Genomic DNA, 21,580 nt, shown 5'->3' with positions numbered 1-21,580 from the left:
AAATGAAAAACAGCATTAAGTGCAACAATTGCATGACCGAAAATCCGTTTTATCAGCTGAACTGTATTAATTGTAAAGCGTATCTCCGAAGCAAAGTACCAAATATCGATTTCTGGCTGTTAACCTCAAAATTATTTGAATCGCCTGTAAAAGCAGCAGAACTTTTGATTCATGCCGAACATAAAAATTTTTTAATATCAGTAATTATTCTTGCTGCAATAAAAATTTCATTAACGGCAGGAATTCTTTCTAACGCTTTTTTAAAAGGGGAGGGAAGTTTACAAAGCATATATTTAACTTTAAGTTCTCTGCCAATCATCTTTATAATATTAATGATTGTCTGGGCTCTTTTAATAACAGTTTTGTTAAAGATTACCGGCATCCAAAGTCGTTTCAAAGATAATCTGGTTATTTATACTTATTCATTCATTCCAGTTGTATTTACTTTGTTTATACTTACACCTGTCGAATATGCACTGTTCGGTCAATACTGGTTTACATTTAATCCAACACCCTTTGCAATCAAATATGTTCCCTCACTATTACTATCAATAATTGAAGGAATATTTTTCGTTTGGAGCTTATTCCTTGCAATCTGTGCTACATTTGCTCAGACGAGGAACTTACTTTTCTCAATTATATTTGGTGTTCTTTTTATTGCTGTTACGGTAGGAATTCCTCTCTATTTTGCTTATTTATTAAATAATTCCATATAAGCCCGTATCTTAATCCCCGACTATTGACATGTAACTCTTTAATTTCTAATAACTCCATAAAAGTTTTTAGGATTCCTGTGCCGGCAGTTATTAAATCTTCCCGTCCCTCTACAACCTGTCCAAAATTTTTTAAGATATCTACACTTTTCATCTTCTTCAATCGATTGTACAAGTCATTTATGTCATTCATATTAAATAAGGTTTTATCGACGATTTCTTCATCATAGACTTTTATATTATTTTTGATACAGGCGAGTGTCGTTGGAGTACCAGCAATTGCAATTGTATATTCTCCCAGACCAGAGATATTTTTCAGTTCGTCGAAATTTGCTTTTACTTCGTTTTCCATCTCATACAATTCAGAATCAAGCGGGGGATTATGCTTCAGATATTTTTCAGTTAAATATACAACTCCAATGGGATAACTTTTCTTGAAGTAAATTTCTTTTTTATTTCCGTATATAATTTCAGTACTCCCACCCCCGATATCGATTAGTGATTTTGGATTATCATTTTCAAATGGATAAGCTGCTCCTAAGAACGATAGTCGGGCTTCTTCTTCGCCGCTTATGATACTCAGATTCCATCCATATCTTTCACTTATTTTTTCAGCTATCTGATTTCCATTTGTGGCCAGTCTGAAAGCATTTGTAGCAGCTGCGAGGACAAATTTGCAATTATGTTCATCAATAATTTTTTTATATTCGTCTAAAACTGAATACAATCGATCGATATTTTCTTCCGGGAAAGGGTTACCTTTTTTAAGATTTTTAGAAACACGAGGAGCACGATAAAAATTTTTGATTGTTTTAATTTCGGAATTTGTTACTTCCGCAATTAGTAGAAGTACAGTGTTCGAGCCTAAATCGATTGAAGCAACAGTCACTTTTTTTTCTTATTTTTTAATCCGAAAAATAGATAATTTTTTTCCGGATTACATCGATGAAAATAAAAATTTTTACTTCAATTGTAGCTCTCTTTTATCTACTATGGATGTGCGGGGTGATGTCAGACTTACTAATTTCGTTCCAGCTTTTCGAAGCAAAGGGACTTGTATTAAAAGAAATATTCAGTCGTACTGATTTATCTGTATCTTTACTTTTGCTTACTCCAGCAATTTCTTTGAAATTAATCGGTTATCCTTTTTTAGTTATATCAATAATTCTCTATTTACTTTTCACGAAACCTAAATTGAAAAAAGAAGGCTGGTTGTTGATTATTTTGTTGTTAATTATAATTACCGCTCCCTTCAACATTTATTTATTATACAAAGATTATGATCTTTTAATGGAGATACTTAACATTGCTCCTGCAACCCAAACAATCGCACATTTGAGAGAAAGGTTTATTATTCTTGGGGGATTTCCATTAATTAATCTATTTGTAAATTTAGCAATATTATTTCTTGCCACTTTAAAACCTTTGCAAAAGACGACATGAAAATAAAAGAGAAAGAGTTTGAAAACATTTTACAGGATTTAAAACAGATAGCACTTCAGATGGGAGCTAAAGTACGTTTCGAAAGGGGAGACTTTAAAGGCGGTTATTGTATAATGAAAGAAGACAAAATAATTGTAATTAATAAACTTTCGTCGTTACAAAAAAAAGTGCTCATTCTATCAAATGCACTGAAAGAGCTGGGAGTTGACGAAGTTTATCTCACACCCCGAATGAGAGAAATAATTGAACAATTGAGTGACAATACATGAAAATACTTGTAATTAATGGGCCTAATCTCAACCTCTTAAAATTGCGAAATCCAGATTTCTATGGCAATAACGATCTGACATCAATTGAAAGCACACTTCGCAACCGTTTCCCTGAAATCGAATTCGAATTTTTTCAATCGCCCGACGAATCGAATATTGTTAATAAAATCAACAATTCAACTGAATTTGACGGCATATTGATTAATCCGGGCGGGTATTCACATACAAGCGTTGCAATACGGGATGCTCTCGAAATTTGTAAACTACCTAAAGTTGAAGTCCATTTATCGAATATCCAGAGTCGCGATAGTTTCAGAAAAGTATCTTTAACTGCGGGAGTCTGCGACGGCTATATAAGTGGATTTAAAACACTAAGTTATCTTTTAGGAGTTTACGCTCTGATAGATTTAATTAACAAATAAATTTAATCTTGCTAATTTTATGTATTTACGTTATTTTACTTCGAGCATGTAAAAAGGTAAATGCATGAAAGATTTCGGTCTCAAAAAGTTATATTATTCTATTAGTGAGGTAAGTAAAATAACCGGTTTAGAGCAATATATTCTTAGATACTGGGAAACTGAATTCGAACAGCTTAAACCGAGCAAGAACAGGGCGGGTAACCGTATTTATACAAATAAAGACATAAAGTTAATATTAGAAATAAAAAAATTACTCCGTGAAGAAAAATATACGATTGAGGGAGCAAAAAAAATTCTTTCTGGATTGAATAAATCGCATGAAAAAGATAACTTTGCAGTTCAAAATGATGCAGTTACCGACACGCATGAGAAACGAGAGTTAAAAGAAGATCTGGAAACAATAAAAAAATTTTTAATAGAATTGAAAGAAAAATTGTAACGGAACGTAGCGCAGCCCGGTAGCGCACTTGAATGGGGTTCAAGGGGTCGCGGGTTCAAATCCCGCCGTTCCGACTAATTCTTTTATTTTTTAATTAAGTCCACTTTATTGAAGAATCTTCCTCTATTTTAAAAAAGCGGAGCCAGTAAAACAGACTCCGCTTCATTAAATAAACACCCCTTAAACTCATTCTAGAACCATGCGCTTAAACCTAAGCCATACCCGAATGTATATTTTTTATTGTGAAGTACTAAAAAATTAACAGTAAGCATATAGAGAGCTTTTTCTGTTGTGAAATTTAGGCCAAATCCGCCTGTGAACTTCAATCCATCTTTTATAGACGAAAATCCTTCGTCGTTCAATAGCATTGCGCCTGCATTTAGATTAAATAACTTTTCCGCATATAGCAATTTTATACTGGTAGCAGTGAGTTTGTAATCTCCATAACCTGTATCGTCTTTTTTACCGTATCCGACTGAAGTTAGAATTCCATAGTTAGATTTTAATAACCCGATATTAAAGCTTGTAATTTCTGGATTGGTAAGATAATCCGCACCGAATCCGATTTTGATATCCTGTGCACTTAGTAGAAAGGGGAAGAATGCAATGAAAATAAATAATTTTTTCATTTTTTCCTCCTAAATATTGTTTTTAATGATTTTTACTACCCGGTAACTAAGAAGAATATCTTTTAGCTGAACTGGAAAGGGCTCGTATTTGTAATTATCGCTATAGAGCAAAGCGAGGTCGTCGCTTATTTTTTTGTATCGTTTTATTAATTGACGGCCATCTCGCAAAATAGTGATTATGATATTGTTGTTATGGATTGGTTCGTCCATGTCAACAAAAACATAATCACCGTCGCTTATTGTCGGGTGCATTGAATCGCCCTCTGCCTTTACAAAAAAGCATCTTTCTTCTTTTTTGTAAGTAAATGCAACTTGTCCAATGACGTTTTCATCATTGAACAGATTTTCGGGGGATAGTGAATTGATGTGTGCCAATAGGGGGTACCCTCTATTGTTTGAATATATGATTTTGTTGATATCATGTTCATTTTTTGGTGGCAGCTTTTTGTAAGTAATGTTATTAATATTTGAATCGTCAATAGAGATGTTCAAAGCCTGTTCAATTTTATGTATAGTATTAGGAAATGGTCTTTTTGTCTGGCCTCTAAGTACACGCATTATGTTCGAGTGGCCGATTTTAGCAATTTTTGATAATTCATAAGGACTAAGCCTTAGTTCACGTAATAAATTATTTAGAAATGCATCCCACCCCATTTTTCCCTCTTTATTTTATTCTTGTTTAATTTGCCCTCATTTAACATTTATTTTGTACAAGAAACTATTTTTTGTAGGAGCCCTTTTTAAAACCAGTTTGTTCTTTAAGAACTTTATGCCCAGCTAATATTCTTTTAATAACTTTCTAATTTCATTTAACATTATTTATAATCGAGTAAAATTGTTTCATATTATAATCAATTTCCTTTCTGATTTTTATGGAGTCGGCGAGTCTGGAAATTTCTTTATCGTATTTAAGCTCATTTAGAAATTTTTCCAGGTCTTCTTCTGCATTACGGTTATATTTACTATTTATAAAATTGTTTACCAATTTCACAAATTGCCTGAAAGAGTCCTCATATAATCTCATCATATAATAAATTATTTCTTCCTCTAAAATAAATCTGAGTATCATGTCAAATTTATTTTTTTCAACTATCTCATTGGCAGTTTCAGTTATTAAATTGAGGGAATTAATATATGCACTATCCTTATTTAATTTATAATCGAGAAATTTATTTAACTCATGCGATACAAAATCAATATAAAGACTTCCGGCAATGAGAACTCCATAAGGGGACAATTTCCAACTGTGAAAAAAATGATCACGATCAGAACGAAGCATTCCCAATCTTCTCAATTCATTTGAAGCAAATCTTGTATTTGTAATAAAGCGCTGAGCTCCTGTCCTTGTCTTGGCATAATCACCCGGTCGCAAAAAATCTTTTAATTCTTTCATAAAAGAAATACTCATATCAAGAACATTCATTTCATTATTGTAATTTTTAAATAAATACATCAAGAGGGGAATTATAAGATGAAATTTAGAGAATGCATTACTATGGCTGAATAGTTCTTCGTACTTCTTAATCTCGGGGTCTTCATAGTAATCGTGTCTAAAGTCGATAATTCCGAGTGTGGCCTTTAAATACCAGGATTGATATTCGAGTAGCCGAAGCAAGCGATTAATTTCCTGTAAAAGCCTTTCGTCTTTGCTCTTTTTATAAATCAGTGTAAGTTCATTAATTGAATTAATTAATTCTGAATTCATAGCTTCAACGTATTTATTTGAAATTTCACTGCTATCGAAAATTCACATAAAAAATGGGAGTATATACAGATATATTAAATTATCTGTAATTGTTAATTATAAATTAAAATTAAGAAGTAATTTGTGCAAGAAAAATTATAATGAATCAATTAACATAATTTTTTGCAATGGAAGCGACTGATTTTCAATGAAGTCCATTCTACTTATCTTTATTATGTGTTAAGTATGTGTTATATTTTGTGGTACAATTCAAACAAAAAGATACGAAAAAATGCAAGATAGACATATTGAGATTAATACGTTGCATGATAAGCCACAATGTCACTGCGGTATTTTTGGTATATACGGATGTAAAGATGCAGCAGTAAAAACTTATTATGGACTTCATGCTTTGCAACATCGAGGACAGGAAGGAGCCGGTATTGTAACATCGACATATAATCAAAAAGGGCAAAAAGTATTTCGGTATCATAAAAATTTTGGATTAGTTTCCGAAGTTTTTAATGACCAGAATTTATTCGAAAATGTATTGACAGGAGTATGCGCAATAGGGCATAATCGATACTCAACGACAGGTTCAGCAGATTCTAAAAAAAATATTCAGCCCTTTGTAGTCAATTACCGCTCGGGCAATTTAGCACTTGCACATAATGGCAATCTAACTAATGCGAAAGAATTAAGACAAAAGTTAGTTGCCGAGGGAGCAATTTTCCAGACTACAAGCGACACTGAAGTAATTCTTCATTTAATTGCCAGGAGCAAATACGACGACCAGATAGATCAAATTCGGGATGCACTACAACAAATTAAAGGAGCATACTGTCTGGTCATTATGACAGACGACAAACTGATCGCAGCCCGTGATCCTCATGGATTCAGACCTTTGGCTGTTGGAAAAAAAGGAAATGCTTTCATAATTGCATCTGAAACTTGTGCCCTCGATATAAATTCCGGTGAATATATACGCGACGTTGAGCCAAACGAAATTCTTGTTATTGATGAAGAAACTCTGGAAAAGGGAACCTTTAAATCCTTTTCGATCTTTCCCGAAAAAAACTCAAAAAAGCATTGTGTTTTCGAATATATCTATTTCTCACGTCCCGATAGCAAAATATTCGGTACAAATGTCGACAAAATAAGACGCAAATTGGGCAAAATTTTGGCAGAAAAACATCCAGTCAAAGATCCGGATGGAGAAAAAGTAATTGTAATTAGCGTTCCTGATAGTTCTAACACTGCTGCAATTGGATACCAAAGTCAATTAGCTAAAATGGGAATTCCTTCAAGATTAGAAATAGGACTGATACGTAGCCACTACGTTGGTCGAACATTTATACTACCAGGACAAAAAGCCCGTGAAATTGGCGTAAAAATTAAGTTCAATACTGTAAAAGGTGTACTTGAAAATAGAACAATTGTGCTTGTCGACGATTCGATTGTACGTGGCACAACTTCGAAACAATTAGTACACTTGCTCCGCGAAGCAAATCCAAAATCGATTCATTTGAGAATTTCTTCACCACCAATTGTCAGTCCGTGCTATTATGGTATGGATTTCCCGTCACAATCAGAATTGATTGCATACAAATACAAAAGTGACGTAGAAGCAATAAGAAAATTCTTAGAAGTCGATTCACTTGAATATATGACAGTAGACGAAATGCTTCAATCAATGGTAGACCATGAACCATCAGACTTCTGTACAGCCTGTTTTACTGGTGTTTATCCTGTAACAGTAGAAATGGGTATAAGTAAAGAAGAATATGACATTGTATAACAATTAGTTATATAAATTTTATGAACAATAATATAGCTAATAAATTAAATATTTTTACATTACCAAATCTATTTAGTTTTTTACGGTTACTTACTGCAATCCCATTGTTCATATTATTATCGAATATTGAGACAGCTACAAATCGATATTACGTACTACTTTTAATTTTTATCGACTTTCTTACAGATATACTTGATGGTTATATTGCTCGAAAATACAACAAGATAAGCGAATTCGGTAAAATTATTGACCCCTTAGCCGATAAAATTGTTATATTTGTCATAATTTTGCAACTTTACCGACATGAATATATTGTGCCACTTTATTTCTGGACAGTAATTTTACGCGATCTACTTATTTTCTCTGGAGGAATTGTCGTATCCCAAATAATAAAAAAAGTGCTCCCATCTAATCTACTAGGGAAAATTACTGCATTCTCAATTGGCATTTATTTGCTCCTTGTAATTGCAGGTTGTGAAATTACTTTTTTTTATAAGACGATATTTTATTTAAGTCTCTTACTTTGTTATCTCTCTTTAATCGGTTATTCTATTCGAGCATATGAATCAATTAAATGGTACAAAAAAAATGAAGCTATTTAAAAACATAAATTTCGGTAAACTAAAAGAGGGTTTGTCCAAAACACGCGATAATTTGCTCAATAAAATATCAGAAACTATTAGTGGCAAGGCAAAAGTTGACGAAAAGACACTCGAAGAACTCGAAGAAATATTGATAACAAGCGACATTGGCTCTCAAATTGCCGAAGAAATAATCGAAAAAGCAAGGGCACTTTTTAAAAAAGAATCTGACAGGTCTGCTGAAAACTTCCAGAAAATAATAAAAGAAGAACTTGAATCGTTGTTAAATCAGGTAAATATTAATGGAGAAATTGATTTATCAAAAAAACCTTATGTAATTGTTATAATTGGTGTTAATGGTTCAGGTAAAACTACTACTATAGGTAAATTGGCTTATAATTTTAAGAAGTCTGGTTTGAAAGTGAAAATTGGTTCTGCTGATACTTTTAGAGCAGCAGCAAATGATCAGCTCGAAATATGGGCAAAGAAAGCTGGAGTTGACATAATCAGTACGAATTCAAAAGAACCTTCGGCAGTGGCATTTGATACGATAAAATCCGCTCAAAAAGACGGTACAGATATTGTTATTATCGATACAGCCGGTAGATTACATACACAAAAAAATCTAATGGATGAACTCAACAAAATTCATCGCGTTATTAACAATTTGCTCCCTTATGCTCCCAACGAAGTGCTGATGGTTCTTGATGGTACAGCTGGTCAAAATGCGGTTCGTCAAGTTGAGGAATTTGAGAAATATACAAAACCTACGGGAATAATCATCACTAAACTTGACGGTACAGCAAAAGGTGGTGTCATTTTTAGAATAATAGCAGAGAAAAAAATTCCGGTTAAATATATCGGCGTAGGAGAGGGAATCGAAGATTTACAGGATTTTTCACCTAAAGAATTTATTGAAGCAATGTTTGGTAATTAAATGAATAACAAGCATCAATATTTATTTATTATTAATCCTGTTGCTGGCAAAGGAAAAGCTCTCAGTTCACTCTACAAGATAAAAGAGTTTCTTTTTCGCAAAAAGGTTGAACATCATATCGAGATATCAGAATTTCCTGGACATATTGTAAATCTTGTAGAAAAATTATCGAAAAATTTCACACATCTAATTTCTGTAGGCGGCGATGGAACTCTTAATGAAGTAATAAATGGTATAAACCCGGAATCAAATCTATCCTTAGGTGTTTTACCTCTTGGTACAGGTAATGATTTTGCAAGAAATTTAAACTTAGATAAAAATATTGATAAAAATCTAAGTCTGATTTTTAACTCTACAACAGTAAAGAATTTCGATATCGGTAATGCAAAAATTAAAGAAGATAACAGAGAAATTAATTTCCGATTTATCAACAGCTTAGGTATTGGTTTTGATGCACTGGTAGCAAAATTAAACCAGAGATCCAAACGTTTAAATGGAATTGTTTCTTATATTTTTGCAGTCATTGTCGGTTTAATGAATTATCAACCTTTAGATGTAGAATTAAAATCGGATTCGAAGCAGATAAATGGTAAAAAATTATTAATAACTATTGGCAATGGTCAAACTTCCGGGGGTGGATTTTATTTGACTCCAAATGCAAAAATTGACGACAATTTACTCGATATTTGTGTAATTGATCATATGGCAAAGCTTAAAATTCTCCGCAAACTGCCATTGGCAGTAATGAACAAACTTGAATCGGCAAAAGAGGCAATTTTTTTTAATTCAGATAAGATCAATATTAAACTAAAGAGGCCTTATTATGTACATGCTGACGGCGAAATTATATCCGAGCGAGCATCAGAGATTAATGTAACGATATTAAAAAACAAACTAAAAATTATCTCAAATTGAGTGTTGGTATGTTAATTAAAAAGCCAAAACATAAGGATTTTGAGTATATACCGCGGTTTTATAACCCCGAAGAAGACCGCGAGGAACGTTTAAAAAGGCGCCTCGGTTTTAATCGCAGCAGAAAATTTAAGAAAAAAGGGAGGAGTCCTTTAATCTGGCTGGTATTATTAATATTAGTTATTTATTTATATTACAGATTCAGTAATTTATAAAAATTAGTTTACATAATATACATTATGTGCTCATTCGTATTTATAAAATCCTTCACCTGATTTTCGTCCTAATTTACCGGCGGCAACCATTTTTTTCAGCAACGGACACGGTCTATACTTGGAATCGTTAAATCCTTCATATAAAACTTCCATTATCGAAAGACATACATCTAAGCCAATAAAATCAGCAAGCTCCAGCGGTCCCATTGGATGATTCATTCCCAATTTCATTATTGAATCGATATTTTCTGCAGTAGCCACACCTTCATAGAGAGCAAAAATTGCCTCGTTAATCATTGGTATTAACACTCGATTACTAATAAAACCTGGATAATCGTTGACCTCAACAGGTATTTTACCAAGATTTTTTGCCAATTCTATTACATAATTTGCCGTTTTATCTGAAGTTTCGTATCCTCTGACAACTTCAATTAGCTTCATAACTGGAACGGGATTCATAAAATGCATACCAATAAAATTAGCTGCTCGACTTTTAGGTGCTAATGCTGTTATTGAAATAGAAGATGTATTTGTAGCAATTATTGCATCACTTTTAATGAAATTTGTTAACTCATTATAAATACTTGTTTTAACATCATAATTCTCTACCACTGCTTCGATAATTATATCAGTTGCTAGATCAATTTTATCAATTCTATCGATAGTGTTAATTCTTTGCAGAGCCTCAATTTTTTCATTTTCGTTAATTATATTCTTTTTAATCTGTCTATCCATATTTTTTGAAATAGCATCGATAGCTTTATTCAATATGGTGTTATTAAGATCACATAATTGGACTCTATATCCATTTAAGGCCAAAACGTGCGCAATCCCTGAGCCCATAGTTCCTGCACCAACTACGGCTGTTAATTTTGAAGACATATTTTTCTCCAGTTATTTATTCTACTTCAAAAGAGAGGCAACATTTGAGTTTGCCACAAGGACCACTCAATTTTCCTAAACTTGACATTAAATTTTGTTCGGTGGCAAGCTGAGTTGTAATTTTTCTAAAATTATTCAAAAAGGATGTGCAACAGAATTCCCTGCCACACGTTCCGATTCCCCCTATTTCCCTGGCTTCGTCTCTTACGCCAATTTGACGTAATTCAATACGTGTTTTAAATTCTGCTGCCAGTGTTTTAGCTAATTCTCTGAAGTCGATTCTTCCATCAGCAGTATAGAAAAAATAGAGTTTTTTTCTGTCAAACTGGTAATGAATTTTAACGAGTTTCATTTCAAGGTTATGCTGTGCAACTGCATTTTTAAAAACCCCGACAGCTTTTTCTTCATCTTTTAAATTTCGATTGAGTTTTTGTACGTCTTCATCATTCATTTTTCTAATAACAACGGGTAGATCTTCACCGTAAAGACCTGCAGAACTCCGTTTTATACGAACAATTTCCCCGATTGCTTTAACTTGAGCAACTTCGAGATCTTCATTTTGCTTAACGATAACAAAATCGTATGGATAGACCTGTAGACCATTTTCGACCACGCAATACTCACAATTAAGTAAACCGTCGCAATCGATTTCTATAATATTGCGCTTATCGAGCGGTGCGTGAGAAGAAAATTCTCTTGTGCAATTGAAGCAACTATGATACGTACTGGCATGAAATTTACTTATTACGATTGACTGGTAAAATGGAATATTTCCATTTGACGAACTTAATTTATCCGTATTATTTAACTCTAAATTGAGAGAACGATTTATATAAATCAATTTTAATTCCTCATTGACAATGAAGCTAATTCAAATATAAGATTAAGAGTTATCACATTCAAGTTCGAATTTCTGGATAGCCCTTTTTCATATTCGGTTAAATTTTCAAATACCTTTTCTACCTGAGCTTCAGGAAATTTTTCGTTGAATTTAATCAATGTATCACGAAATTCTTCATAATAATAATCATTGTACGAATAACGATTGCGTATTAAATCGTTTAGCCAGACTTTGATAAGTGAAATTATCAGTGTCAGTTCTTCCACATTTTTCGAGCTGACAATTTTATTGATGTATTCAGTAGTTGTGTAAAACTTGCGTGCAATAGAATATCGTAAAATCGATATCACTGTCTCAAGCAGAAATTCGATATCGTATTCAATCAGTTTTAGTGCCGTGTGGATTGAACCGCCAGAAAAATGTGCGGCTCGACGAGCATTGTCGTCTTCTATGTCAAATTTACTTTTTAATATCTCGACCACACTTTTTTCACTCAATGGCTGGAATTTAATTTGCCAGCATCGGGATTGAATTGTCGGTAGCAATAAATCAATATTACTTGTAATAAGAATAAAGACGAGTCCTTCTGGAGGTTCTTCCAGGCTTTTTAGAAGCGCATTCTGGGCTTGTTCATTCATTAAATGAGCATCCAGAATAAATATAAATCTGTAAGGAATATCATGATAATCAACGCTTATAAATTTTTTTATTTCACGGATGCTGTTTATTTTAATTGTATTAGCATCATCTATATTTAATTTATGGTAAGGATTTTCAATTAGTTTTTCAATTTCTGATTGTAAGTTTTCAATTTGATTTTGGGTAAGCTTGGAAGTGGGAGAATCTTCAGGAGTTTCTCCTTTGCCTCTTGGAAGAGGTGTTATTAACTTGATATACGGTTCTCTTAACTTATCTATTTTTTCTAAGTGGTGACCATCAGAAGTAATTTCTTTATAAATTGATTTGGCAAAATTTATTGCGGTATTAAACTTACCTACACCTTCTGAGCCATAAAAAATCAAGGCGTGTGGTACACGCCTTGATTTAATAAATCTTGTTAATATTTCTTTGGCTCTGGTTTGTTCGTAGACATCCTCCCACATGTTATCAGGATTTATATTCTTCATCGTCGTTATAAAAGAAATCTTCATCTGTTGGATAGTCAGGCCATATATCTTCAATTGATTCGTATGGCTCATCTGTATCTTCTAATTCCTGCAGGTTCTCAATAACCTCAATAGGAGCACCAATACGTTCGGCATAGTCAATGAGCTCCTCTTTCGTAGCGGGCCACGGTGCATCGTCTAAATATGATGCTAATTCAATGGTCCATATCATATAGCTATCTCCTCTATTTTTTTACAAATTCAAATAAATCCAAGTCTTCATAAATAAAATTCAATGGATTTAAAGGAACATCATTATGTCTAACTTCGTAGTGTAAATGAGGACCGGTTGATAAGCCTGAATTCCCAGAATAGGCAATCAGGTCGCCTCGTTTTACCTTTTGACCAATTTTTACTTTAGTCTTCATTAAATGAGCATAAATTGTTTTATAACCGAAGCCGTGATCAATTTCAAGTGTTAATCCGTAACTGCCTCGATTGCCTTCAAAAATTACAGTACCATTACCCGGTGCATAAATTTTTGTGCCGACGTCCGTGATAATATCCACACCGCTATGCATTCTTTTAACCTTTAAAATCGGGTGCATCCTTAAACCAAAATCGTCTGCAATTGTTCCCGAGCATGGTTTTATTGCAGGAATTGAGGCAAACAACACTTCGTTTTCTTTTAGTTTTCTGACAATTTCATTGTAATTATTACGCTCAGAATTTAGATTGTTTTCAACTTTGTTGACCAGTTTATCAAGATTTTTTACGAAACTTGTTATTGACGATGGATCGTTAGTTGTAATTGGAGTAAAGGCAGCTCCTCCTGTGCCAAATACACTGCTGTCGATTTCAAGATTTGCAGTCAGTCGCAATGAATAGCTTAAATCTTTCAATTCTTTAACCCTTTTATCGAGTTCAACGTATTTTTCAGTCATCATTTCAAGTTTTGACCGCAACAGTGCATTGTCTTTTTTCAATTTTCTGATTTCTGAATCTGGGTTAATAAACTCGTTAACAACAAGGTAAGTTCCAAAAATAAAGAAAGATATTACGACCGATAAGAAGGCCACTAAAAACAGGAACTTTTTGTAGAAGTTTTCGACTTCTACAAACTTAAGCTTAGATTTTGAAAAGTAGTAAAATTTTTTCATAATAATTTATTTGTGTGTCGAAAATAATAAAACCATTATCGGGTGTCAAGTAGAAAAGGCTATTCAAAATCGTGCTCGAAATAATCGACCGTACGGTCGTAATCTTCGCCTTTTTTACGAATTTGATCCTCTATTCTTTTTTGTAAGACTTTTGCTGCGTCGTAACCGTAGTGCTTCAGTAAATAATTAATAGCAATAATTTCTGAAATCACGGTAATATTCTTTCCCGGAATTATGGGAAGTTTTATATACGGTATTTCGATGTCGAGAATTTTAATGAACGAATCCTCGAGTCCCGTACGTGTATAATCGATTTTATCGTCCCATATTTCGAGCTCAACAACTACTTCAAGACGTTTTTGATATCGAATAGCGCGCACACCAAACATACTCCGAATATCGATAATTCCGATGCCTCTTAATTCCATAAAATGTTTAACCAGGTCGGTCCCCGAAGCCATCAGAATTCCTTCCCCCTTTTTAGTTAAAATTACGACATCATCGGCAACGAGTCTGTGTCCCCTTTCGACAAGATCGAGTGCAACTTCGCTTTTTCCAATACCTGATTTACCGGTGAACAAAATACCGACACCGTAGACATCGACAAGCGAACCGTGTACTGTTATGCGTGGCGCAAATTGGTCGTCGAGGAAATCTCCAAGTAAATAAATTAATTTCGTTGTAGTATAATCTGAACCAAAAATGGGAATGTTAAATTCGTTTGCGAGCTCAATCATTTCCGGCGAAGGAAGATTGCTATTTGTTATTATTATACAAGGAATTTCGAATTTGAAAATGCGGTTTAATGAATTCCTCCTTTCTTCTTTCGATAAACTGTGGAGATAGCTCATTTCCGTATTTCCAAAAACCTGAATTCGGCTATAAGCAAACAGGTCTAAAAAACCTGCAAGTGGTAAACCCGGACGATGCAGATTCTGGTCTTTAATTTTTCTTTCAAAACCGACCCGCTCGTTGAGCAAACGTAATTTGAATTTTTCTTTTGTCTTTTTGAAAAAGAAATCAACGGTTATATATTCTTTTCTTGAGATATTTCTATCGTCAAGTTTCATTATTTTTTCCTTGCGTTCCTTTGTGTCTTAATCTTTTGGAGTTGACGTATCAATTTTTCGACTGCAGCAGATACCGATTTTTCAAAGTCGTCACTGGAGTGCGAAACAGATAACGTTTTACCCGGTATTTGTGCAATTATTTCAGCAGTTTTTATACTGTCCTCTGGTTTTGTATAGCTCAATATGACGTCGACGTCCAGGATCTCGTCGTAAAATTTTTCTGCCGACTTGATTTCCTCTTTGATGAAATTCTTCAAGGAATCTTTTGCTCTGAATTTACGCGATGTAATTTTAATATTCATAACGACTCCTTTTTTGATTTTGGATGAGCTTGTTTATAAATTTTTTTTATCCTCTCGATACTGACGTGCGTATAGATTTGAGTGGTAGAAAGATTTTCGTGCCCGAGAAATTCTTTAACAGCAAGAAGGTCAGCATAGTTGTCAAGCATATGAGTAGCTGAACTATGTCTGAAAATATGTGGACTTTTGCGTTTTAATTCGTAACCACTCAATAATTTTCTAACGAGGCGGTAAATATAAAACCTATCCACTGGCTTACCATTTAATGTAATCAAAAAGTCATTACTGTTTTTTGATTCCATATTATCGATATATTCTTTCAAAATTTGATATGTTTTTGCGCCGATCGGGACGTACCTTGTTTTGGAACCCTTACCAAATACTTTAATAGTTTTATTGCTAAGGTCAACATCTTTCAGTTTTAGCGATGTCAGTTCAGAAACCCGAAGAGCACATCCATATAAAAGTTCTACAATTATTTTATAAGTCCTTCTTACCATTTCGTCTTCATCTATTGTATCAATTTTGGAAATGATATCTTCATAAAATGAGGCACTTATTGTTTCAGGCAGTTTCCTTTTGACTTTCGGATTGGATATTTTCTTTATCGGATTAGATGCTATTAAATTATTCTTTAAAGCAAATTGAAAAAGTTTGCGCAATGCCGATAGCTTACGAGCCACCGAAGTTTTGCTAATTCCCTTTTCATTTAACCTGACAAGGTAATTACGAAGATGTCTTCCGGTAATTTTATCCAGAGACGAAACACCTAATTCATCGCAATATTCGACAAATTGATTTAAATCAGTGGAATATGCGTCGACGGTATTTTGAGATACCCGATTGACTCCCGACATTTCGGACAGCAATTTGCCAACGATATTATTTATTTTTTCATAGGACATAAAATTATGAGTTAGTCGTTGTCGACCTCTTCCTCTTTAGGAAGCTTCCATGTTGCATATTCACAATCGGGATATCTGCTACAGCTGTAAAAAATTCGACCACGTTTAGTCCTTTTAGGAATCAATTCTCCTTCGCCGCATTCCGGACATTTAATACCAGTTGTAATTTGTTCTGTATAATCGCATTCAGGATAGTTTTCGCAACCGATAAAACGGCCATATTTGCTTTCGCGGTAAAGAGTTCTACCTCCACATTTTGGACATGTATTGCCTGTATATTCGGGCTCGTTGTTTGAATTACTGATTTCTTTAAGAGATTTAATGTTTTTACATTCGGGGTAATTTGTACATGCAAGAAATTTTCCATACCTGCCAATTTTCACTTCCATGTCTGAACCGCACTTTTCGCACTTAATTTTTTCGAGCTTCGATTCCACTTTAGCAAGCGTTTCAGAAAAAGGTTGATAAAAATCTGTAAGAACCTGTACATAATCATTTTCTCCCTCGGCAATCGAGTCGAGTTCATCTTCCATTTTTGCTGTAAAGCCTACATCGAAAATGTTCGGAAAATTCTTTACTAAAATATCGTTTACTTTTTTGCCGAGTTCCGTTGGCACTAATTTACGGTCTACACTTTCAACATATTTTCTATCGAGTATAGTGCCGACAATTAAAGCGTAAGTGCTCGGTCGTCCTATGCCTTTATTTTCCAATTCCTTTATTAAACTACTTTCTGTATAACGAGCCGGTGGTTTTGTAAAATGTTGATTCGATTTTAGATCTACCAGATTAAGGATTTGGTTGCTATTGAGTCCTGCTGGTATTTTTATATTTTTCAGGTCATCTGTATCATTGTTTTCTTCGTTGCCGTTTGAATCGTCGTATACTTTAAGAAAACCGTCAAATAATAAAGTTGAACCAGTAGCTTTAAAAACGAATTTATCGCCTATAACTGAAACTGTAGTATTCTCGAATACTGCCGGTTCCATTTGTGAGGCTATGAAGCGATTCCAGATCAATTCATAAAGTTTGTACTGTGAAGAATCAAGATACGGTTTAACATATTCTGGTGTATATTTAAGTGAAGTTGGACGAATTGCTTCGTGAGCATCCTGCACATTTTTATTTTTAGAAAGATAAGTTCTCGGGGAATCGGGTAAATATTCGTCGCCATATTGAGTTCTGATATAATGACGTGCATCGTTTAAAATTTCATCGCTCATACGAGTTGAGTCGGTTCTCATATAAGTAATTAAACCTGTAAGACCTTCATCACCGATCGACACCCCTTCGTAGAGTTGCTGTGCAAGCATCATAGTGCGGCGAGGTCGAAATCGGAGTCGCTTCGATGCTTCAACCTGTAAAGTACTCGTGATAAATGGAGGCGACGGATTCCTTTTCGTCTGGCGTTTATTAATTTCGGAAATCTTAAATTCCTTTACGCTTTTGATTTCCGAAATAATTTTATCTGCTATCTCTCTGGAATTGATGGCAAAGTTTTTCTTCAAAAATTCTTCCCATTCTTTATCCGTCATTTCGGGTTTGGGTTGAATTTTTAATTGCCTCCCTTCGATTTCAAATAGTTTTGCCGAGAATTCTTCTCCCCTGTCGGTTTTGAAAACGGCGATAATTGACCAGTATTCAGTCGAAATAAATTTATCAATTTCCTCTTCCCGCTCGCAAATTAATCGAAGCGCAACCGACTGCACTCTTCCAGCTGAAAGTGAACTTCCATATTGGTCGATAACAGCTTTCCAGAGAAATGGACTTACCTGATACCCGATAATACGATCCATCACACGGCGGGCTCGTTGAGAACTGACCAATTTATCGTCAATCTGAAGAGGATTTTCGAGAGCTCTATTTACGGCATTTTTTGTTATTTCGTTAAATAATACGCGCCGCACTTTGGCTCTGTCCTCCTTGTTTAAAATATCGACCACGTCCTGAGCTATTGCTTCACCTTCGCGGTCGGGGTCAGTTGCAATATAAATATTTTTCGACTTCGCCGCTAAATTCTTAATTCTCTTAATTATATCACTTTTGCCGCGAATCGTCACAAATTTGGTTTTAAACTGGTCTTCTACATCAATTCCCAGTTTACTCTTTGGTAAATTTTTAATATGTCCTATCGTAGCTTCGACAATATATTTATTACCTACATATTTATTAATCGTCTTAGCTTTTGAAGGGGATTCAACAAGAATAAGATCTTTGCTCATAATTTTTCACCTTAATTGACGTAGTCGGAAGTATAAAGCAGAATTCGACTGCCGGGTGGAACGTCGGATTCGAAATCGACAAGAGACAGAAGAACAATCCAGTTCAATTCGTTTCTACTTATTTTATTTTCCGGAAACATCGAAATCTGTTCGAGAATATCTTCGAGAGTAGTAGGAGTTATTAATCCTACGTTTATTAAATGCATTAGATAATTATAATTCTCCACGCCCAGAGCATCTTTCTCTTCTTCAGTAAGAAATCTGAAGCTCTTTCTAAACCTATTAATTCCAGCTTTTTCTTCGAGCATTTGAAAACTGTTTTGGAGAATTATTTTATCATAAATAAGACTGAAGGCAATATTGAGAGTCTGTTTGTCGTACTTTTTCTTTTCAGTAAAATATTTATTCAATTCTTCGAGCGACTTACCTTTACCAAGTCCTTCCAGAATTTTAGATATAATTTCAATTACTTCGGGTTTCATATTATCCATAAATCAAACTTCCTAAAATTTTTGCCTTTTTAACATAAAAATCTTCTTTAAGTTTCATTTTTTTTCGCAATGCTGGTGTTCCATCGTCATATCCGATTAAATGCAAAATACCGTGGATGAGAAGCCTTTTTAATTCATCATCAAAGGAAACTCGATATTTTTTGGCGTTTTCTTCGGCAACATTATAAGAAATAAATATTTCACCGTCAATAATAGAACTACTTTCCGAATAATTTAATGAAATAACGTCGGTAGCATAATTATGGTTCAGATATTTTTTATTTAATTCAACGATTGAGCTTATATCCACTATACTTATTTCAAGATTAATTATTTTTAGACCGTTATCGTCTTTTAATAATTTAATAATTCTATGAATAACTTTTTTTGAAATTTTATAAGACGTGTATACATAAACATTTCTGAGCAATTTTACACCTAGATATGATTATTAAGAGATTCTGCTGAAATTCTGGCATACTCCTTATAATTACGAGCAGATTGATGGATCATCTCGATTTCTTCATCGGTCAGTTCTCTAACAATTTTTGCCGGCACGCCAGCGACGAGTTTACCTGATGGTACAACGAATCCCTGTTTAACCAGAGAGCCAGCGGCCACCATGGAATTTGTTTCGAGAATGGCTCCATCGAGTAGAATTGCTCCCATACCGACAAAACAATTTTCCTTAAGAATTGCTCCGTGTAGAATTGCAGCGTGTCCGATTGTTACGTTATTTTCAATAATCAGTGGAAATTTTTGATTTGTAACGTGAAGAACCGAGCCGTCCTGAATATTTGTATTTTTTCCAATTCTAATGTAATTGACATCTCCGCGAATTACAACGTTGTACCACACGGAAGAACCTTCCTGTATTTCGACATCACCAATAATTTTAGCACCTGGAGCTACAAAAACATCAGGAGCAAGAATCGGATATTTTTCTTTGTAAGGATAGAGCTTAATTTCCATAAAAGCCTGGTAATTTAGTTGCTTCTTCAAAATACTTCAGTGCATTCTGAAATTGTCTGTCGATATTCAAAAGAACAGAATACCATCCTTTTTCTTTAAAGAGTTCACGCGCAACAAACGCCTTTAATATTCCAAGTAGAAATTTTCTGTTGTTTTGAAAATCTTTAGATGTAAATTTGATATTATTGTTTTTAGCAAACTGCAAGAATTCATTGATTTCTTTCGAGTCGAAATCGAAATTGCGCAAGAAATTATTCATATCTGAAGAGTAAAGATTTCTCAGTCTTTGTCCATTCCTATCGAGATAATTTCTTACAAATCGATAATAGATATTATTTTTTCGTAAATCAACCAGAAAGTCAGAACTCTTTTCGGCATCGATAATGATGTCGGGAGTAATGCCTCCGCCTCCAAAAACCTTACGCCCGTGTTTAGTATAAAAAATTACAGTAGAGCTATCTTCATAATTATGGTTGATATTAATCGAATCGGGTTCTTCTCTGTAATTAATTTGATTGTAATATTCTTCTCGATTCTTGTAATTTCTCTGGATCTCTCTTCCTGAGGGGGTATAATATTTTGAGACTGTAATTCGTAATGCGGAATTATCCGGTAGGACAAATTGTCTCTGAACCAGGCCTTTTCCAAAAGTTGTTTCACCGACAATCAAACCACGGTCCCAGTCCTGTATTGCACCAGCTACAATTTCGCTGGCAGAAGCCGAGCCACGATTAACCAGAATTATCAATGGTAATTTTTCGAATGGATAATTGCGACGTGCACGGAATTCTTCGTCAAACTCAGCATATCTTCCTTTAGTGTAGACAATCATTTTTGTACTGTCGATAAATAAATCAGCAATGTTAAAAGCTTGTGTAAGAAGTCCCCCCGGATTATTTCTCAAATCAAGAACAAGTTTTTCCATTCCCTCTTTACGCAGTCGATTGAGCGCTTCAATAACTTCCCTGGTAGAAGTTTCCGAAAAGCGTGTCAAATTGATATATCCAATATTGCCGTTATATAACAATGCAATGTCTACTGAATTTAAATTTATTCTATCCCTGACAATAGTAAAATCGATTGTTGAATTATTCGATGGTCTTAATACTGTAACACTCACAGGAGTTCCTTTTTTTCCTCTCAACAATTTAATTACATCGTCATTCGTCAGTCCAGTTGCGTCCTTGCCTTCAATTTTAATAATCCGATCGCCGGCTAAAATACCAACTGATTCGCTTGGACCTCCAGTTATTGGAGAGACTACAACAATAGTATCTTTCAGTATTTGAAATTCGATGCCGATACCTTCGAAATTACCTCTCATCTCTTCTTCTTCGTATGAGAATTCTTCAGGCGTTATATAAACCGAATGCGGATCGAGATTTTTAAGCATACCTTCGATTGCATTGTCAACCAATTCATTTTCATTGAGAGAATCGACATAGAAATAAGAAGTATACCTGTAAGCTTTTTCGAATTTATCCAGTTGAACATCTTTTAAAGGGAATAATAAATCGTCGAGTTTAACACCCACAAAAAATCCGAGAAGTATCGAAATTACTATCGCAGGAATAATTTTCTTCATTC

26 protein-coding genes and 1 tRNA gene are annotated in these 21,580 nt (G+C 34.1%); 10 read left to right on the top strand and 17 right to left on the bottom strand.

Annotated elements, in window-relative coordinates:
* Window positions 1-2: 2 nt before the first annotated feature.
* Window positions 3-716 (top strand): hypothetical protein, encoded by a 714-nt coding sequence (locus ACSSV9_RS03825; RefSeq protein WP_437345904.1) that lies wholly within the window; start codon window positions 3-5, stop codon window positions 714-716.
* Here the strand turns inward: ACSSV9_RS03825 and ACSSV9_RS03820 are convergent.
* Window positions 664-1,602, bottom strand: a complete 939-nt coding sequence (locus ACSSV9_RS03820; RefSeq protein ID WP_437345903.1) for a Ppx/GppA phosphatase family protein — start codon at window positions 1,600-1,602, stop codon at window positions 664-666. The genes ACSSV9_RS03825 and ACSSV9_RS03820 overlap by 53 nt on opposite strands.
* 56 nt (window positions 1,603-1,658) lie before the next feature.
* On the opposite strand from ACSSV9_RS03820, the gene ACSSV9_RS03815 reads away from it, so the two are divergent.
* The 5 genes from ACSSV9_RS03815 to ACSSV9_RS03795 all read left to right on the top strand — a co-directional run bounded on the left by ACSSV9_RS03815 (window position 1,659) and on the right by ACSSV9_RS03795 (window position 3,360).
* On the top strand, window positions 1,659-2,156 hold the full coding sequence (locus tag ACSSV9_RS03815) for a hypothetical protein (RefSeq protein WP_437345902.1): 498 nt from the start codon (window positions 1,659-1,661) through the stop codon (window positions 2,154-2,156).
* Complete coding sequence (locus tag ACSSV9_RS03810; RefSeq protein ID WP_437345901.1) at window positions 2,153-2,425, top strand: hypothetical protein; 273 nt, start codon at window positions 2,153-2,155, stop codon at window positions 2,423-2,425. The genes ACSSV9_RS03815 and ACSSV9_RS03810 overlap by 4 nt, the downstream gene beginning before the upstream one ends.
* A complete protein-coding gene (locus tag ACSSV9_RS03805) occupies window positions 2,422-2,847 on the top strand; it encodes a type II 3-dehydroquinate dehydratase (protein WP_437345900.1) in 426 nt (141 codons plus the stop codon). The genes ACSSV9_RS03810 and ACSSV9_RS03805 overlap by 4 nt, the downstream gene beginning before the upstream one ends.
* A gap of 64 nt (window positions 2,848-2,911) precedes the next feature.
* Window positions 2,912-3,286, top strand: a complete 375-nt coding sequence (locus ACSSV9_RS03800) for a MerR family transcriptional regulator (protein WP_437345899.1) — start codon at window positions 2,912-2,914, stop codon at window positions 3,284-3,286.
* Window positions 3,287-3,360: transfer RNA gene (locus ACSSV9_RS03795), tRNA-Pro, on the top strand.
* 117 nt (window positions 3,361-3,477) lie between these two features.
* Here ACSSV9_RS03795 and ACSSV9_RS03790 read toward each other — a convergent pair.
* From ACSSV9_RS03790 to ACSSV9_RS03780, 3 genes are all read right to left on the bottom strand, one after another.
* Complete coding sequence (locus ACSSV9_RS03790; RefSeq protein WP_437345898.1) at window positions 3,478-3,915, bottom strand: hypothetical protein; 438 nt, start codon at window positions 3,913-3,915, stop codon at window positions 3,478-3,480.
* Between the two features lie 9 nt (window positions 3,916-3,924).
* Window positions 3,925-4,569, bottom strand: a complete 645-nt coding sequence (locus ACSSV9_RS03785; protein WP_437345897.1) for a S24 family peptidase — start codon at window positions 4,567-4,569, stop codon at window positions 3,925-3,927.
* 151 nt (window positions 4,570-4,720) lie between these two features.
* Window positions 4,721-5,620: a hypothetical protein gene (locus ACSSV9_RS03780; protein ID WP_437345896.1), complete on the bottom strand. Its 900-nt coding sequence runs from the start codon at window positions 5,618-5,620 to the stop codon at window positions 4,721-4,723.
* 271 nt (window positions 5,621-5,891) lie between these two features.
* Between ACSSV9_RS03780 and purF the strand changes: the two genes are divergently transcribed.
* The 4 genes from purF to ACSSV9_RS03760 are packed head-to-tail and all read left to right on the top strand — an operon-like array spanning window position 5,892 to window position 9,830.
* Window positions 5,892-7,397: an amidophosphoribosyltransferase gene (gene purF / locus ACSSV9_RS03775; RefSeq protein ID WP_437345895.1), complete on the top strand. Its 1,506-nt coding sequence runs from the start codon at window positions 5,892-5,894 to the stop codon at window positions 7,395-7,397.
* A 20-nt stretch (window positions 7,398-7,417) separates the two neighbouring features.
* Complete coding sequence (locus tag ACSSV9_RS03770) at window positions 7,418-7,999, top strand: CDP-alcohol phosphatidyltransferase family protein (RefSeq protein ID WP_437345894.1); 582 nt, start codon at window positions 7,418-7,420, stop codon at window positions 7,997-7,999.
* A complete protein-coding gene (gene ftsY, locus ACSSV9_RS03765) occupies window positions 7,986-8,915 on the top strand; it encodes a signal recognition particle-docking protein FtsY (protein ID WP_437345893.1) in 930 nt (309 codons plus the stop codon). The genes ACSSV9_RS03770 and ftsY overlap by 14 nt, the downstream gene beginning before the upstream one ends.
* A complete protein-coding gene (locus tag ACSSV9_RS03760) occupies window positions 8,916-9,830 on the top strand; it encodes a diacylglycerol/lipid kinase family protein (protein WP_437345892.1) in 915 nt (304 codons plus the stop codon).
* A 242-nt stretch (window positions 9,831-10,072) separates the two neighbouring features.
* Here the strand turns inward: ACSSV9_RS03760 and ACSSV9_RS03755 are convergent, their stop codons facing one another.
* Genes ACSSV9_RS03755 through ACSSV9_RS03695 form a run of 13 tightly spaced genes read right to left on the bottom strand, consistent with a single transcriptional unit; the run spans window position 10,073 to window position 21,578 of the window.
* On the bottom strand, window positions 10,073-10,924 hold the full coding sequence (locus tag ACSSV9_RS03755) for a 3-hydroxyacyl-CoA dehydrogenase family protein (protein ID WP_437345891.1): 852 nt from the start codon (window positions 10,922-10,924) through the stop codon (window positions 10,073-10,075).
* A 16-nt stretch (window positions 10,925-10,940) separates the two neighbouring features.
* Window positions 10,941-11,765, bottom strand: a complete 825-nt coding sequence (locus ACSSV9_RS03750; RefSeq protein WP_437345890.1) for a PSP1 domain-containing protein — start codon at window positions 11,763-11,765, stop codon at window positions 10,941-10,943.
* A gap of 2 nt (window positions 11,766-11,767) precedes the next feature.
* The gene (locus ACSSV9_RS03745) at window positions 11,768-12,892 is read right to left on the bottom strand and encodes a DNA polymerase III subunit (RefSeq protein ID WP_437345889.1); all 1,125 of its coding nucleotides are present in this window, start codon (window positions 12,890-12,892) and stop codon (window positions 11,768-11,770) included.
* A complete protein-coding gene (locus ACSSV9_RS03740; protein WP_437345888.1) occupies window positions 12,873-13,103 on the bottom strand; it encodes a DUF2795 domain-containing protein in 231 nt (76 codons plus the stop codon). Before ACSSV9_RS03740 ends, ACSSV9_RS03745 begins: the two co-directional genes overlap by 20 nt.
* A 13-nt stretch (window positions 13,104-13,116) precedes the next feature.
* On the bottom strand, window positions 13,117-14,031 hold the full coding sequence (locus ACSSV9_RS03735; RefSeq protein WP_437345887.1) for a M23 family metallopeptidase: 915 nt from the start codon (window positions 14,029-14,031) through the stop codon (window positions 13,117-13,119).
* Window positions 14,032-14,090: 59 nt separating this feature from the next.
* Window positions 14,091-15,101 (bottom strand): HPr(Ser) kinase/phosphatase, encoded by a 1,011-nt coding sequence (gene hprK, locus ACSSV9_RS03730; RefSeq protein WP_437345886.1) that lies wholly within the window; start codon window positions 15,099-15,101, stop codon window positions 14,091-14,093.
* A complete protein-coding gene (gene hpf, locus ACSSV9_RS03725; protein ID WP_437345885.1) occupies window positions 15,101-15,403 on the bottom strand; it encodes a ribosome hibernation-promoting factor, HPF/YfiA family in 303 nt (100 codons plus the stop codon). The genes hprK and hpf overlap by 1 nt, the downstream gene beginning before the upstream one ends.
* Window positions 15,400-16,308, bottom strand: coding sequence for a tyrosine-type recombinase/integrase (locus ACSSV9_RS03720; protein WP_437345884.1), 909 nt, complete (start codon window positions 16,306-16,308; stop codon window positions 15,400-15,402). The genes hpf and ACSSV9_RS03720 overlap by 4 nt, the downstream gene beginning before the upstream one ends.
* A gap of 11 nt (window positions 16,309-16,319) precedes the next feature.
* Window positions 16,320-18,530 carry a type I DNA topoisomerase gene (gene topA / locus ACSSV9_RS03715; RefSeq protein ID WP_437345883.1) on the bottom strand — a complete coding sequence of 737 codons (2,211 nt, stop codon included), beginning with the start codon at window positions 18,528-18,530 and terminating at the stop codon, window positions 16,320-16,322.
* A gap of 11 nt (window positions 18,531-18,541) precedes the next feature.
* Window positions 18,542-19,021, bottom strand: a complete 480-nt coding sequence (locus ACSSV9_RS03710) for a DUF494 family protein (protein WP_437345882.1) — start codon at window positions 19,019-19,021, stop codon at window positions 18,542-18,544.
* Window positions 19,014-19,451, bottom strand: a complete 438-nt coding sequence (ybeY, locus tag ACSSV9_RS03705; protein WP_437345881.1) for an rRNA maturation RNase YbeY — start codon at window positions 19,449-19,451, stop codon at window positions 19,014-19,016. Before ybeY ends, ACSSV9_RS03710 begins: the two co-directional genes overlap by 8 nt.
* Window positions 19,452-19,459: 8 nt before the next feature.
* Window positions 19,460-19,993, bottom strand: coding sequence for a gamma carbonic anhydrase family protein (locus tag ACSSV9_RS03700; protein WP_437345880.1), 534 nt, complete (start codon window positions 19,991-19,993; stop codon window positions 19,460-19,462).
* Window positions 19,983-21,578, bottom strand: a complete 1,596-nt coding sequence (locus tag ACSSV9_RS03695; RefSeq protein WP_437345879.1) for a S41 family peptidase — start codon at window positions 21,576-21,578, stop codon at window positions 19,983-19,985. Before ACSSV9_RS03695 ends, ACSSV9_RS03700 begins: the two co-directional genes overlap by 11 nt.
* Window positions 21,579-21,580: the final 2 nt, after the last annotated feature.

This window comes from Melioribacter sulfuriphilus (assembly GCF_051488685.1).
Taxonomy (GTDB): domain Bacteria; phylum Bacteroidota; class Ignavibacteria; order Ignavibacteriales; family Melioribacteraceae; genus Melioribacter.
Note: the sequence above shows the minus strand (reverse complement) of the source record. Positions and strands in the feature narration are given on the sequence as shown.